General features: G+C 42.4%; 14 protein-coding genes and 1 tRNA gene. 7 read left to right on the top strand and 8 right to left on the bottom strand.

Annotation, left to right across the window (positions count from 1 at the left end; all coding sequences use genetic code 11):
- Window positions 1-2 precede the first annotated feature (2 nt).
- Genes HMPREF1532_RS02675 through HMPREF1532_RS02655 form a run of 5 tightly spaced genes read right to left on the bottom strand, consistent with a single transcriptional unit; the run spans window position 3 to window position 3409 of the window.
- Complete coding sequence (locus HMPREF1532_RS02675) at window positions 3-584, bottom strand: manganese efflux pump MntP (RefSeq protein ID WP_005924442.1); 582 nt, start codon at window positions 582-584, stop codon at window positions 3-5.
- 5 nt (window positions 585-589) lie between these two features.
- Entirely contained in the window at window positions 590-1369 is a 780-nt protein-coding gene (locus tag HMPREF1532_RS02670) for a DUF6048 family protein (RefSeq protein ID WP_005924440.1), read from the bottom strand.
- Entirely contained in the window at window positions 1326-1838 is a 513-nt protein-coding gene (locus tag HMPREF1532_RS02665; protein WP_005924437.1) for a DUF6452 family protein, read from the bottom strand. Before HMPREF1532_RS02665 ends, HMPREF1532_RS02670 begins: the two co-directional genes overlap by 44 nt.
- A 30-nt stretch (window positions 1839-1868) precedes the next feature.
- Complete coding sequence (locus HMPREF1532_RS02660) at window positions 1869-2822, bottom strand: glycosyltransferase family 2 protein (protein ID WP_005924435.1); 954 nt, start codon at window positions 2820-2822, stop codon at window positions 1869-1871.
- A gap of 26 nt (window positions 2823-2848) precedes the next feature.
- On the bottom strand, window positions 2849-3409 hold the full coding sequence (locus HMPREF1532_RS02655) for a DUF4199 domain-containing protein (protein WP_005924432.1): 561 nt from the start codon (window positions 3407-3409) through the stop codon (window positions 2849-2851).
- A gap of 316 nt (window positions 3410-3725) precedes the next feature.
- Between HMPREF1532_RS02655 and HMPREF1532_RS02650 the strand changes: the two genes are divergently transcribed.
- From HMPREF1532_RS02650 to HMPREF1532_RS02640, 4 genes are all read left to right on the top strand, one after another.
- A tRNA-Thr gene (locus HMPREF1532_RS02650) sits at window positions 3726-3799 on the top strand.
- Window positions 3800-3945: 146 nt separating this feature from the next.
- Complete coding sequence (locus HMPREF1532_RS20515) at window positions 3946-4227, top strand: hypothetical protein (RefSeq protein WP_005924430.1); 282 nt, start codon at window positions 3946-3948, stop codon at window positions 4225-4227.
- 78 nt (window positions 4228-4305) lie between these two features.
- Window positions 4306-5580: a RagB/SusD family nutrient uptake outer membrane protein gene (locus HMPREF1532_RS02645; protein ID WP_148301692.1), complete on the top strand. Its 1275-nt coding sequence runs from the start codon at window positions 4306-4308 to the stop codon at window positions 5578-5580.
- 2 nt (window positions 5581-5582) lie between these two features.
- Window positions 5583-6020 carry a hypothetical protein gene (locus tag HMPREF1532_RS02640; protein ID WP_005924426.1) on the top strand — a complete coding sequence of 146 codons (438 nt, stop codon included), beginning with the start codon at window positions 5583-5585 and terminating at the stop codon, window positions 6018-6020.
- 135 nt (window positions 6021-6155) lie between these two features.
- Here the strand turns inward: HMPREF1532_RS02640 and eno are convergent, their stop codons facing one another.
- The 3 genes from eno to crcB form a co-directional block, all read right to left on the bottom strand.
- Window positions 6156-7436 carry a phosphopyruvate hydratase gene (eno, locus tag HMPREF1532_RS02635; protein WP_005924423.1) on the bottom strand — a complete coding sequence of 427 codons (1281 nt, stop codon included), beginning with the start codon at window positions 7434-7436 and terminating at the stop codon, window positions 6156-6158.
- Between the two features lie 232 nt (window positions 7437-7668).
- A complete protein-coding gene (locus HMPREF1532_RS02630) occupies window positions 7669-8349 on the bottom strand; it encodes a pentapeptide repeat-containing protein (RefSeq protein ID WP_005924420.1) in 681 nt (226 codons plus the stop codon).
- A 21-nt stretch (window positions 8350-8370) separates the two neighbouring features.
- Window positions 8371-8754, bottom strand: a complete 384-nt coding sequence (crcB, locus tag HMPREF1532_RS02625) for a fluoride efflux transporter CrcB (RefSeq protein ID WP_005924417.1) — start codon at window positions 8752-8754, stop codon at window positions 8371-8373.
- A gap of 159 nt (window positions 8755-8913) precedes the next feature.
- Here crcB and HMPREF1532_RS02620 point away from each other — a divergent pair, with 159 nt between their 5' ends.
- The 3 genes from HMPREF1532_RS02620 to HMPREF1532_RS02610 all read left to right on the top strand — a co-directional run bounded on the left by HMPREF1532_RS02620 (window position 8914) and on the right by HMPREF1532_RS02610 (window position 14981).
- Window positions 8914-10479, top strand: a complete 1566-nt coding sequence (locus tag HMPREF1532_RS02620; RefSeq protein WP_025819220.1) for a DUF6377 domain-containing protein — start codon at window positions 8914-8916, stop codon at window positions 10477-10479.
- Window positions 10480-11139: 660 nt separating this feature from the next.
- On the top strand, window positions 11140-13299 hold the full coding sequence (locus tag HMPREF1532_RS02615) for a glycoside hydrolase family 97 protein (protein ID WP_025819219.1): 2160 nt from the start codon (window positions 11140-11142) through the stop codon (window positions 13297-13299).
- Between the two features lie 275 nt (window positions 13300-13574).
- On the top strand, window positions 13575-14981 hold the full coding sequence (locus HMPREF1532_RS02610) for an amidophosphoribosyltransferase (RefSeq protein WP_005924409.1): 1407 nt from the start codon (window positions 13575-13577) through the stop codon (window positions 14979-14981).
- The last annotated feature ends 36 nt before the right edge of the window (window positions 14982-15017 follow it).

Here is a 15017-nt window from a genome sequence, read left to right as displayed (position 1 = left end):
CGTTAGCTGAAAAATAAATGTTCAATTAAGATCTTGACTCCGATGATCATCAGTATGATGCCTCCCCATAGTTCGGCACGCAGTTTTCGTGCAAATCCGCAACCGCATTTTATGCCGAAGATTAAGCCCGCCATCGACAGGGCGAATGATACAAATCCGATAATACAGATAGGGGAGAGGATGGCAGAGAAATCACGGATGCCCAGAAAAGCAAAGGATATGCCGACGGCTAAAGCATCGATACTGGTGGCTATGGCCATTGTGAGTACGACTTTTAAGCTGGTCGGGTTGAAATCATGACGACAATCTTCTTCCTTAAAAGATTCCCGCACCATATGCCCACCCAGAAAAGCAAGAATGGCAAAGGCTATCCAATGGTCTACACTTTCGATAAGGTGACTGAATGTGCTGGCGCCTGTCCAACCTAACAGCGGCATTAATGCTTGGAAAACACCGAAAAATAGAGCCATCACGAACATTGGTCGCCATTGGATGCGTTTCAAAATAATACCGCTCGCAATAGAAACAGCGAAACAATCCATCGCTAAGCCAATTGCAAGCAGCCAGACTTCTAATCCTGTCATTGTGTTTAATAAGGTAGTTTATATATTAAAGAGTAAGTCACTCCCATGTTGTTAGAGTTGTATTTTCCGAATCCGGGTACCATCCATGGATTGCCGTATTCGCTTACTGATGCCGAGAGTTTATATTTCATCCGGACAGCCCATCCCATATAAAAACTTTTATAAATCTGTACCCGTACTCCTGCCACGAATTCGAACCATTGCATAGTCGCTTTTTGCCCCGGATGATCGTAAGGGACACTACCCCCCCAAATACCGTCTTCCTGACTCGGATTTCCCATCTCGCCACCGAATGCCGGGTCTTGTATTGCCAGACTGCTGATATCGTATTTCATATGGCTGAAACCATAGCGAAGTCCGACATATAAAAAACTGTTTTTCTCTTTTTTCTTGGCCATGGTGTTATAATCTACTCCGATACGGAAGAAAGGAGCGGAACTTTTATAATGAATACCGGTATCGCTCCAAGAATCTGTCGTGCCAAAACCTACGTCTACGGTTGGTAAAAACATGTTTTTTAAGTTCACCGCCACGTTAATCTCCGAACTGAGAAGGTCGCCTCCTAAAAGTTTACTTCCTATGCCATATAAATCCACACCAATATAGGTACCGTTGTATAACGGAACAATCTCCTTCGGCTCTTCCTTTACGTTTTTTTTCTGATCTCTTTTCGGAGTGGGATTAACATATGGCCGTTGCTGGGCATGTACCGTAAATCCTGCCGGTAAGAGTAGAAGCAGACTAATCGCGATTGCGGTAGAATAACTTAAGATTTTCTGTCCCATCAGTGTTGGCTTGTTTATTACTTATGTATATGGAGTCTAATTCTACTTCGCTGTGCCCAAGTCCGAGTATACTTTGTTTCATGCTATATCCGCAATCCATCGATTCAAAATAGGGGGTATTATCCTGCTTGATGTATACCGTATCACATAAAGTCGGATCTTCCCGGTATGCATAATAGAAGATAAATACGGTAGAATCCGATGTAAAGCGCAAAGGTAGTGATAAAGTGTGCACTTTCTTCTGATTGTTTATAATGATAGAATCGGTTCCGAGGGCAGTTACCGTCAATGAATCCAACGTGTCATTTTGTAAAATTGTTTCTGACGGAGCCGGCATCCTGTAGAGCGTACAGTTGATCATGGCACGTCCGGCGATGGAACAATCACTGTCTTCGGAACATGAAGTGTGCGTCCCAATGGCAATACCTGCAACAAAGAGGATTAAAAAAAGTCGGATTAAATTCTTCATATATTCATCATTTTACGGTTCGGGTTCTTTTTATATTATTTTTTCTATCTGATAATTATTACGTTCCGGAGAGGTGCGCGAAATCAGTTCACCTAAAAAACCGGCCATAAATAGCTGGGTTCCTATGATCATGGCTGTGAGCGACAGATAAAAATAGGGAGAGTCGGTCACCAATCGGTAAGCCATGCCGTTGTGCATATGATATAGTTTGGTAGCGCCCACTATTATTACGGAGATGAATCCGAAGATGAACATCAGCGAACCCAAAAGACCGAAAAAGTGCATCGGTTTTACTCCGAATGCAGATAAGAACCAGAGTGAAATTAAATCCAGATACCCGTTGAAGAAGCGGTTCAAGCCACCGAACTTAGTTTTACCGAATTTACGTGCCTGGTGATGGACTACTTTTTCTCCTATCTTCTTGAATCCGGCATTTTTGGCCAGATAGGGGATGTAGCGGTGCATTTCGCCATATACCTCGATATTTTTTACTACTACTTTGCGATAGGCTTTCAGTCCGCAATTGAAGTCGTGCAGGTTTTTGATACCCGATACTTTACGGGCCGTAGCATTGAATAGTTTGGTCGGTATGGTTTTGGAGAGTGGATCATATCTTTTTTGTTTCCAGCCGGATACGAGGTCGTAACCGTCTTCTGTGATCATGCGGTAGAGCTCCGGTATTTCGTCGGGGCTATCTTGCAGGTCGGCATCCATGGTGATGACAACATCCCCTTCCGCCTCTTTGAATCCGCAGTATAAGGCCGGTGATTTGCCGTAGTTACGGCGGAACTTTATTCCTTTTACGAATGGAGACTGGCTTTTGAGTTGTTCGATAATCTCCCACGAACGGTCCGTACTACCATCGTTGACAAAGATGACTTCGTATGAAAAACCATTGGCTTTCATTACTCGTTCAATCCAGGCAAACAGTTCAGGAATCGATTCCTCCTCGTTGAACAAAGGGATCACTACAGATATATCCATCTTTTTAATGAATTATGATTAATGAATTATCCCTGTGGGGGCTCTGCCGTTCCCGCAGGTGTGTTTCTACTTCTCTTCATCACAAACAGTGCGGTAGGAATAGCGATTAAACTGCCAAAAAATACATCGCTGGATAGAAGCTGCATGGTTATATCGATTGGAGATAACGCTTGTGCACTGTCTATTGCATTCTTAAGCATTTCTTTTTCATTTGCCATTCCGGGAAGCTCTGTCGTCACTTGTTGCATCAGGTTCACATATTGATTCATGATAAATCCATGATCGATGAATTGGAAATAAATATAATGAGCCACTGCCACGAGCAGCGAAGCGAACATGTACATAAACAAGGTGAAAAGACATGCATGGGCAAAGCCGATTGTGCCTCCACATATTTTGTTTCTATACATTTTGGCATAGTGATATCCTAAAAAGGGCACCGCGAGGGTAAGACACATAAATAAGAACAAAAGGAACGGAATAGTGAATCCCAGCGGAAATAAAATAAATTTCAGTATCCAATACATCCCCATATATGTACCGAAATGCATGGCGTATTTCTGTAAGTAATTTCTGTTTTCTGTCATTTTTTCATTTAAAATAGCGCACAAAGGTACAAATAATATTGTTTGATAGGGGAGATAAGCCTGTTAAAGTTAATAAAGCCCGGAAAGTAGCGGGGATAGAATTATTTTTTGTTTGCTAAGCGGTTGAAAGGTAGCGCTTTGTTTCTTTTTTGTAGAAAAAATGTATATTAGCTATTGCAGATTAAAGAAAAAGATGTACCTTTGCAACCGCAAAACGGGTAAGTCCTATACGGCCAGCTCCCTTCGAATCCTCCAGGGCTTGATCGCAGCAAAGGTAGTTGGTTGTAGCGGCGCGATATAGTAAGCTTACCCACCCGCCTCTTTAGCTCAGTTGGCCAGAGCACGTGATTTGTAATCTCGGGGTCGTTGGTTCGAATCCGACAAGAGGCTCAAAATTAAAGAAAGCATCTCGGTATCTCCGAGGTGTTTTTTTGTTTACTACGATGATTGAGCCAACCTATTGGCTGATTTTATGAAATGCTGTATTTTTGCCAGTACAAACAATATAATTTTTAAATATTAATTGCATTATTGTTATGAATAAAATCACGACTTTCATTTTATTCTTTTTATTGTTAGGGGCTACAGTTTCAGCCCAAGTTCCATATGGAGTAAATTATCAGGCGGTGATAAGGGATGCCCAACTGCAAATTGTAGCGGAGAAAAATGTATCGGTCCGATTCTCTATTCTGAAAGGAGGAATTGAAGGACAAACTGTTTATATGGAAACACATACGGCGTTGACCAACAAATACGGTGTTTTGAATCTGATTCTGGGGCATGGTACTTCGGAAGGCAATTTTAGCGCGATTCAGTGATATGACGATTCGTATTTTATAAAGGTAGAGGTTGATACAGAGGGTGGTTCTAATTATACGGAAGTTTCTACTCAGCAGATGATGTCTGTTCCTTATGCTCTTTATGCGGCAAGATCGGGGGAAGTTGTGCGGAAAGCTGACTTTAGATTGATTTTTGATGAAGTGCCGAATCCATTGAATGGTGAAACGATGTCCGACGAAGATTCGTGGGGATGGGTGCAGGTATTCTTTTTGAACGAAGAAAAGCAAGATATCAATGTGCAGTTGGAAGGATGTCCGGCTGGAATGACTTATACAGTTGAGTATGGTGGAAAGTCTGTTTATGGTACTTCTTTTAAGATTCGTATGTCTTGTTCGGAAAGTGTACAGTCGAAGAATTACCCTTTGGTGCTGAAAGTTTCCAACAATGCCGGAATAACTAAAGAATATACTTTCGAATACAAGGTGGAAACAAGTAAAGATCCGGGGACGAGTGAGGAAACAACATGGCAGAGTGAATCGGATACACGATCTTTCTTGAATATGGTTTATGCGAATCGGCAGCAGTGGATGCAAAAACTGAAAGCTATAGATAATTCGTATGTAAAACAGAATGATGAACTTCCTGAGTTTTATAATCATACTTTTACGGCATCCAATCGTCAGTTGGAAATGATCTGGGCGGAGATGTATGCTTATATTACTCACACCAATATGCTGATTATGGTATCCATGCCTCAAACTGAATGGGCTAATACGGCAAAGGGAGAAGCCCGTGCATTGCGTGCCGAGGCATACATGAAATTGGTAGAAACTTTTGGTGATGTTCCAGTGAGTTTGGATATACAGAATGAAGAATTGAATCTTTCTCGTGTAAATAAAGAAGAGGTATTGAATTTCGTTATTGAAGATCTTGCTCAAGCAGGGGTATATTTACCTGTGGAAAACGGTAATGGGTATTTTTCAAAAAATGATGCTTTTTTTGTGATGTCACAGGCATATCTGTTGTTGGGTCGTTGGGAAAATGCGATGAGACAAATAGAAAACTCCACTCCGGTTCTTTCTCCTTACAGTTCGATCGATTCGTTTTTGGTAAATGCGGTGGCATTGTATAAAACAGGGAGAATGGAAGAGGCGAAACGAATATTTATGGAAATCGGATGTAATATATCTGTAGATACAGTGCTTACGGATGATTCTGTAGCACAGATTTATTTGGATAAACTACATGGAGAGGGTAAAGGACGCTTTATCTTACAGGTTTTGGGAAATACAGCCTCTTATTTAAAAATTTCGGGTTTCCGTTCATTGTTGCCTATACCGGAAAGTGAAATCAGTAAGAATCCGAACCTAACTCAAAATCCCGGTTATTAATTATGAGAAAGATTAGTATTCTGTATCTATTATTAATGTGGTGCGGGTTTGTCTGTGCCCAAGAGAGCTTCGGTTGTTGGGGTAGCCAGGATGAACGGGCACAAAGTTCGATGGGAGAGACGATTGTGGTTTGCAATGAGTCTATGAGTTCCGGATTTCAGCAAGGAGACTGGGATCAGATTACTTCTTTAGAGAAAGTAGATGATGCTTCTGTCCGTTGCTATTACGACAAACAGGCCAAGCGTGTGGTTATTGAAACTGAGGATTGCTTGAAAGCGGCATTTTATACATTGGGAGGAACCCTATTGCAGAAAATAAACGGGATTGCCGGAGGTAGAAACTATTTCGATTTGAGTCCGTTGAATGAGAAAGTTGTTCTGATCCGGATAGAAACGGGGGTTCCGGGAAAACAGAAAACTTATAAGATTGTGATGGAGTAGGTCGGAAGATGATTGATAAAGTATCGTTTTCGTAATCAAACGAAGATTTTTATCTTCTTAATATAAAAAGAGAGGTTTAGCCGGAATATATTCCTAAAGCTAAACCTCTCTTTATTATCTATCAAACAGTTTTAATTATTTCAAACGTTTGTATCCGTATACGGCACGGTCGCCCAGTTCTTCTTCAATACGGAGAAGTTGGTTGTATTTGGCCATACGGTCTGAACGGCTCAATGAACCGGTTTTGATCTGTCCACTGTTGGTTGCTACGGCAATGTCTGCAATCGTTGCGTCTTCCGTTTCACCGGAACGGTGGGAAGTTACGGTAGTGTAACCATGACGATGAGCCATTTCGATAGCATTCAATGTTTCTGTCAATGAACCGATTTGGTTTACTTTGATCAGGATAGAGTTGGCACAACCTTTTTCGATACCCATAGCCAAGAAGTCTACATTGGTTACGAACAAGTCGTCACCTACCAACTGGCAGCGGCTACCGATACGTTCGGTCAGTTTTCTCCAACCTTCCCAGTCATTTTCGCTCATACCGTCTTCGATAGAATCGATCGGGTATTCGTTGATCAGTTTCTCCAAATAGTCTATCTGTTCGTCGGCTGTACGTTTTTTACCTTTGTCCCCTTCGAACTTGGTATAATCGTAGATGCCGTCGTGGTAGAATTCGGAAGAAGCACAGTCCATGGCAATCATTACATCTTTACCCGGTTCGTATCCGGCAGCTTTGATGGCGGCAATGATCGAATTCAGTGCATCTTCGGTACCTTCGAGGTTGGGAGCGAAACCGCCTTCATCACCTACGGCAGTACTAAGTCCGCGATCTTTTAATACTTTCTTCAATGCGTGGAATACTTCTGCACCCATGCGCAATCCTTCTTTGAATGAATTTGCACCTACAGGGCGGATCATAAATTCCTGAAAAGCGATCGGGGCGTCACTGTGTGAACCGCCATTGATAATATTCATCATCGGAACAGGCAATACATAAGTATTGGTTCCACCGATATATCTGTAAAGAGGAATATCGAGATAGCTGGCTGCCGCTTTGGCTACGGCAAGTGATACGCCGAGGATGGCATTAGCGCCCAGATTCGATTTGGTTTTTGTTCCGTCCAGTGCCAGCATGGCATGGTCGATACCCATCTGGTCGAGAGAAGACATGCCGATAAGATGCGGGGCGATAATATTGTTTACGTTTTCTACGGCTTTCAGTACACCTTTTCCACCGTAACGTTTTTTGTCACCGTCACGCAATTCCAGTGCTTCGTGTTCACCGGTTGACGCACCTGATGGAACGGATGCACGTCCCATGATACCTGATTCCAATACTACGTCTACTTCCACTGTGGGGTTACCTCTGGAGTCGAGGATTTCACGTCCGATAATTTTTTCTATTTTCATTGTTTCTCTTATATTTTAGATACTTGCAAATGTACTCACTATCCGGGAAGTGGGGAATCACTATGAATAGGTAATTCTGCCCTGTTTTGTTCCCTATTAGTTAGTATTTAAATAACAATGAAAGGAGGGAATTGGTTCGCTTCCCGGTGTTATAATGAAAGTTATAAACTGATAAATTTTGAAATTGGGCAACAGGTACGCCTGCTTGTCTACTAATGTTTGGGGAAATTATTTACTGGTGGAAGTCGTCATTGATGACTACTCCCAACAATGGAAGTAGCTCCATTGCCTGTATGGAACTGACGATTGCGCCTTGCAGGTCGGAAATATTGATTTGCAGGCCATTGATACGCGAAGTACGCAAGTCTATGCTCCGCAGACGCGTATGCGAGAAGTCTGCTTGTATCAGCGAACAGTGTTCGAATGCGGTCGCTTGTAAGCGGCAGTCGTTAAGGCTGCCGTTCTGTAAGTCGCACCGGCTAAATTGCATCTGATTCGTTTTGCTCATGGCGAGGTTGATGTACCGGCTGTTACAATTTATCATCCGTACATGATTGAATGTAGACTCTCCGAAATTGGTTCCCATCAATTTGCAGTCGATGAACTCTACCCGGTAGAAGGAGCTTCCGGCGAAAGAAATGTTGGAGAAATCGCATTGCCGGAAAACAACATCGGATATTTGGGCCGATTTGAAAGCGGAATCAATAAAAGTGATGTTACTGAAAGCACACTCTTTGATACTCCGGTAGGAAGCGTAGATTCCCGTTTCCATACTTTTGGTGAAGGAAAGCCGGTATGCGGTTTCTTCGTTTTCAAAGAGTTCTTTCAATGGTTCGAGACTTTCGGATGGTTCTTCCACAATGGGAGGTGCGATGCGTATAATGGACGCTTTGGCAGTTTTAGTCGTTCTCATTCTCTCTATCTCTTTTTTAAGTTATCCTAATAATTTCCCGGTGAATCCACCGGCCAGTACGGCTACTAATCCCAAAACAACGCTTAGAAAAAAATAGAGCAGGAAGGTACCGTAAAACTCTCCTTTCAGCAGGCTTAGCCCGTCATTGGAGAAAGTGGAAAATGTGGTAAAGCCCCCGCATAGGCCTGTTGTGAGAAAGAGTCTCATTTCCATAGGCAGGTTCCAGCGCTCGGATACGGAATAGAACAGGCCGATAAAGAAACTCCCGATGATGTTTACGGCAAATGTTCCCCATGAAAACGGGAATCCGATGCCGGACATCCGTTCGTTGAGTCCTATTTGCGCCAGATAGCGGAGTACGCTTCCGGCACCGCCTCCAATGAATATATAAATTGCTTCTTTCATTTTTTATGCATACAAGTTCAGGCAAAAGTACAACAAACCGAAAGCGAAAACAAATTTATTTGTAGGATGTTGAAGGGTTGCCTGCATTTCATATGGCAAAGGAGGGGATATTTTGGGATAAATTTTGTACTTTTGAACGCTTATGCGAAAAAACAGGCTATGAGACGATTGGTTGTTGTAATGATATCACTCTTTTGGGGCGTTCTTTCCGTGTGTGCGGGTAAGGGAACGGATACCATTCTCGTTCGGTTGGATAAGGTGTTGGACCAGCAACAGATATATATGAAACAAAAAGAAGGCCGTATCGATAGTTTGAAACGGCTACTGACCCGGCCGTCGTTGACTTTGCAACAAAAATTCCGTCTCAATAAGAGGTTAGGGACGGAGTATGAACTTTTTGTATCGGATTCGGCCATGGCATATTTCGACCGTAGTTTGTCGATAGCCGATTCTTTGCATAATGTCTCTTGGGCGGATGAGATTCGGCTTTGCCAGGTATCTGTCTTGTCTGTTTCCGGAATGTATAAAGAGGCTTGGGACAGGTTGCACGGCATCAATCGTACCACGCTTCCCGATAGCTTGTTACCGGCTTTTTATAATTGCGGGCGGCAGTTGAATTCTTTTCTGGCCAGTTATTCTCACGATAGCGCCTATGTTGCAAAGTATGCAGCACTCCAAAATAAATACAGGGATTCGCTATTGACCGTTCTTTCGCCTGCTTTGCCCGAGTACCGTCTTTATGAAGCCGAACGCTTTGTCGCTACCCGTCAGTACATGCAGGCTAAAAAAATATTTCAGGAATTGGTACATAGCCAGCCGGAGGAATCGAATGTTTTTGCCCGTGCGGCTTTTTCGTTGGCACAGTTGTATCGGGACGAGGGTCGTCCGGAAGAGTATGAAAAGTATCTGATACTCTCCACCATTTCGGATATAAAGGCATCGGTTAAGGAGAATGCCGCCTTGCCCAGTCTGGCTTTTGTTCTTTACGGGCAAGGTGATATAACCCGTGCTTATCATTATATCAAGCGTTCGCTCGAAGATGCCATTTTCTGTAACGCGCGTTTACGTACCATCGAGATTTCGGGTATGCTTCCTGTGATAGATGCTGCCTATAAGTTGCAGATAGAGCGCCAGCGTCGTCAATTGGTTCTTTTTCTGATCATAGTCAGCCTGCTTTCCGTTTTCCTGATTATATCGGTCGTTCTGATATACAAGCAGGTGAAGAAACTTTCTGTTGCCCGGCGTCATTTGCGGCAGGCCAATCACATAAAGGAAGAATATATCGGACATTTCCTTAATCTTTGCTCCCTTTATATTGAAAAACTGGATAATTTTCGTCGTACGGTAAATCGTAAAATCACTGCCGGACAAACAGAGGAATTGCTTAAACTTACAAAATCTTCACAGTTTGCCGGAATGGAACAAAAGGAATTTTATGCCAACTTCGACAATGCTTTCCTGCACCTGTATCCTGATTTTGTAACAGAGTTCAATCGATTGTTGCAACCGGAAGAACGTTTTATAATGAAGCCGGGTGAACTGTTGAATACCGAACTGAGAATTTTTGCAATTATCCGTTTGGGCATTGACGACAGTTCTAAAATTGCTAACTTTCTTCATTATTCCATCAATACGATTTATACCTATCGGAACAAAGTGAAAAACAAGGCTATCAACCGGGAAAACTTCGAAGAGGAAATTATGAAAATCGGTGTGCTGGAATGATTGTATTTCGCAAAAAAAGAGGTTTTGGTGGCTTGTCAATCAAACGACTTCAATCATTTCTTTGGATGTCTGAAAATTATGTTAGTCGAATTCCTTTATTAAAACAGAATTGAAGTAAAGTGTATGTCTCTTTCCTTATTTCTTATTTTGTTACAGTGTATACATGCTTTTATTTCTGTCCTTAAAGTGTTTGTCATATTATATAAATATCCGGTCGGTTCCTCACCGAGAAAAGGTTCGTTCCTCTACGAGACTCGATGTGTTTCTCTACGGGGAACGGGTCGATTCTCGTAGAGGGGAATAATGGTTTGTTTAATGTGTTGATATTCAAATGATTGTCTGATGATGGAAATGTCTCTTATTTTTGATGTGTAAATTGTGCTTTTATTTCTTTCCTTCCTGTTTCTTGTATCCGAAATATAAACATTTATATGCTTGTTTATTTAATGTAAATTCGCCGCTATTTTCCTGTTATCATTAAATTTTCCTGTTATTCGATTTATATTTCACTCTTTTTTATTCTCTATTATCTTATTAATAGTAAGAAGTTTATGCAAACGTTTTCAGATATTTCTTTTATATTCCGTTTATATGCGGAACGAACCTGAATGTTTCCTGCTTATCTTTGCCATACGATTATTAATTTATTAAATTCATATCATGAATCACATGAAAACACTAACCACTAAAATGGCTTTCTTGCTGCTTTCCTTATTATTAATAAGTACAGCAACTATGGCCGAAAGTATTACTTCTCCTAACGGGCTTTTGAAACTTAGTTTTACGGTAAACGCGCAAGGCGAACCGGTGTACGAACTTTCTTATAAGAATAAGGAGGTAATCAAACCGTCCAAGCTTGGATTGGAGTTAAAGAATGATCCCGGATTGATGAGCGGATTTACACTGGCCGACGTGAAAACCGGCACTTTCGATGAAACTTGGGAACCGGTTTGGGGAGAGGTGAAATACATTCGCAATCACTACAATGAGTTAGCTGTGACGCTGGATCAGAAAGCGCAGGAACGCAACATCGTTATCCGTTTCCGTTTGTACGATGATGGCTTGGGATTCCGTTACGAATTTCCATTGCAGAAGAATCTGAATTATTTTGTGATCAAGGAAGAACATTCGCAGTTTGCCATGACGGGTGATCATACAGCTTTCTGGATTCCCGGTGACTATGACACGCAAGAATATGACTATACAGAATCCAAGCTTTCGGAGATTCGCGGATTGATGAAAGGCGCTATTACCGGCAATGCTTCACAGACCTCCTTTTCACCGACAGGCGTACAGACCTCTTTGCAGATGAAAACGGCCGATGGTCTTTACATCAACCTGCATGAAGCCGCTTTGGTAGATTACTCTTGTATGCACTTGAATCTGGACGACAAGAATCTCGTATTCGAATCATGGCTGACTCCTGATGCTGTGGGAGATAAAGGATATATGCAGGCTCCTTGCAAATCTCCGTGGCGTACGGTGATTGTAAGTGATGATGCCCGCGACATCCTTGCCTCCAAATTGACCCTTAATCTGAATGAACCCTGTGCATATGAAGATGTTTCTTGGATTAAACCGGTGAAATACGTAGGTGTATGGTGGGAAATGATTACCGGAAAAAGCAGTTGGGCTTACACGGATGATGTGCCTTCCGTAAAATTAGGCGAAACGGATTATTCAAAAACGAAACCTAACGGTAAGCACGGTGCCAACAACGAAAATGTGAAACGCTATATTGACTTTGCAGCCGAACACGGATTCGATCAGGTATTGGTAGAAGGCTGGAACGAAGGTTGGGAAGACTGGTTCGGCCAATCAAAAGATTATGTATTCGATTTTGTGACTCCGTATCCCGATTTTGATGTGAAGATGCTGAATGCCTACGCTGCCAGCAAAGGTGTGAAGTTGATGATGCACCACGAAACTTCTGCTTCTGTACGTAATTACGAACGCCATATGGACAAGGCTTATCAGTTCATGGTGGACAATGGATATAATGCAGTGAAGAGTGGTTATGTGGGTAATATCATCCCACGTGGTGAACATCATTACGGACAGTGGATGAACAATCACTATCTCTATGCAGTGACCAAAGCCGCCGATTATAAGATTTGTGTAAATGCCCATGAAGCCGTTCGGCCTACCGGACTGTGCCGTACTTATCCGAATCTTATCGGTAATGAATCTGCCCGTGGTACCGAATACGAAGCATTTGGCGGCAGCAAACCTTTCCATACCACACTGCTTCCTTTTACCCGACAGATTGGTGGCCCGATGGACTACACTCCGGGTATCTTCGATACGCAACTCTCTTTCCTGACGGGAGAGCATAGTTTTGTACATACTACGCTGGCTAAACAGTTGGCTCTTTATCTGACGTTGTACAGTCCGCTCCAGATGGCAGCCGATCTTCCCGAAAGCTATGAACGTCACATGGATGCCTTCCAGTTTATCAAAGACGTGGCAGTGGACTGGGACGATAGCAAATATCTGGAAGCCGAACCGGGAGATTACATTACCGTAGCCCGTAAGGCGAAAGGCACTAATAATTGGTTTGTGGGTGGCATTACCGATGAAAATGCCCGTACAGCAACTTTCACGTTAGACTTTTTGGATCCGGGGAAACAATATGTAGCCACTCTTTATGCCGATGGAAAAGATGCCGATTATGAATCCAATCCTACTTCCTACCAGATAAAAAAAGGATTGGTAACCAACAAAACAAAGATTTCTACTAAACTTGCCCGTAGCGGTGGTTTTGCAATGAGCATTATCGAAGCTACTCCGGCAGATAAGAAAATGAAGAAATTTAAATAATTTGCCAATGTGTCAATATGCCAATGTGCCAATTAGCTGCGCTCTCATTTTGCCGGTTGATTGGCACATTGGCATTAATGCATTGGCACATTGACACATTATTAATGAGTACATTCTTTTAATTGGCATATTGGCACATTGACACATTGGCAAATTATTAATATTGGCAAATTATTCAATAGGCACATTATTCATAATTTCTTTTCCGGTCAGATTCTTTTTTGTACTTTTGCACAATCTTTTTCAAAACTAACACTAATTAAAAAGAATCTTATATGGGAGGTTTTTTCGGAACAGTCTCACAAAGGGCCTGTGTGACCGATTTGTTCTACGGCACAGATTATAATTCACATTTGGGGACAAAACGGGGCGGTCTTGCGACCTATAGTAAAGAGCAAGGGTTTATCCGTTCCATTCACAATCTGGAAAGTTCATATTTCCGTACCAAGTTTGAATCCGATCTGGATAAATTCAAAGGCAATGCCGGGATCGGCATCATCAGCGACACAGACGCACAACCTATCGTTATCAATTCTCATCTCGGGCGCTTCGCCATCGTTACAGTCGCAAAAATCGTCAACCTTCAAGAATTAGAAAACGAACTACTCTCCAAAAATATGCATTTCGCTGAACTGAGTTCCAGCAGTACCAATCAAACAGAGCTGATCGCTTTACTTATCATTCAGGGAAAAACTTTTGTAGAAGGTATCGAGAATGTGTATAAGCATATCAAAGGTTCTTGCTCCATGCTTCTGCTTACAGAAGACGGTATTATTGCTGCACGCGACCGGTGGGGGCGTACGCCGGTGGTGATAGGCAAAAAAGAGGGAGCGTATGCTGCTACCAGTGAGTCAAGTAGTTTTCCGAATCTGGATTATGAGATAGAAAGGTATTTGGGACCGGGTGAAATAGTGCATTTGCGTGCCGATGGAATCACACAGTTGCGTAAGCCGGACGAAGGAATGCAGATCTGTTCTTTCCTGTGGGTATACTATGGTTTTCCTACCTCTTGTTATGAAGGACGTAATGTGGAAGAAGTCCGTTTCACCAGTGGTTTGAAGATGGGACAGAAAGATGAGTTCGAGGTGGATTGTGCATGTGGTATTCCCGATTCGGGTGTCGGTATGGCATTGGGATATGCAGAGGGGAAAGGAGTGCCGTATCATCGGGCTATTTCCAAATATACACCTACCTGGCCGCGTAGCTTTACTCCGAGTAATCAGGAGATGCGTTCACTCGTGGCAAAGATGAAGCTGATACCGAATCGTGCCATGCTCAATGGTAAACGTCTGTTGTTTTGTGACGACTCCATTGTACGTGGAACTCAATTGCGTGATAATGTGAAAGTACTTTACGATTATGGAGCGAAAGAAGTACACATGCGCATTGCTTGCCCTCCGTTGATTTATGCCTGTCCTTTTGTCGGTTTTACTGCTTCTAAAAATGCACTTGAGTTAATTACCCGGCGCATTATTAAAGAACTTGAAGGAGACGAGAACAAGAATCTTGAGAAATATGCCACTACCGGTTCGCCGGAATACGAGAAGATGGTGAGTGTCATTGCCGAGCGTTTCGGGCTTTCTTCATTGAAGTTCAATACACTGGAAACTTTGATAGAGGCTATCGGTTTACCCAAATGTCAGGTTTGTACCCATTGTTTTGATGGTAGCAGCCATTTTTAGGAATTTGGAAATTAAAATATAGATTGAAAAGTGCAT

The sequence above is a fragment of the Bacteroides salyersiae WAL 10018 = DSM 18765 = JCM 12988 genome (assembly GCF_000381365.1).
Classification (GTDB): domain Bacteria; phylum Bacteroidota; class Bacteroidia; order Bacteroidales; family Bacteroidaceae; genus Bacteroides; species Bacteroides salyersiae.
Note: the sequence above shows the minus strand (reverse complement) of the source record. Positions and strands in the feature narration are given on the sequence as shown.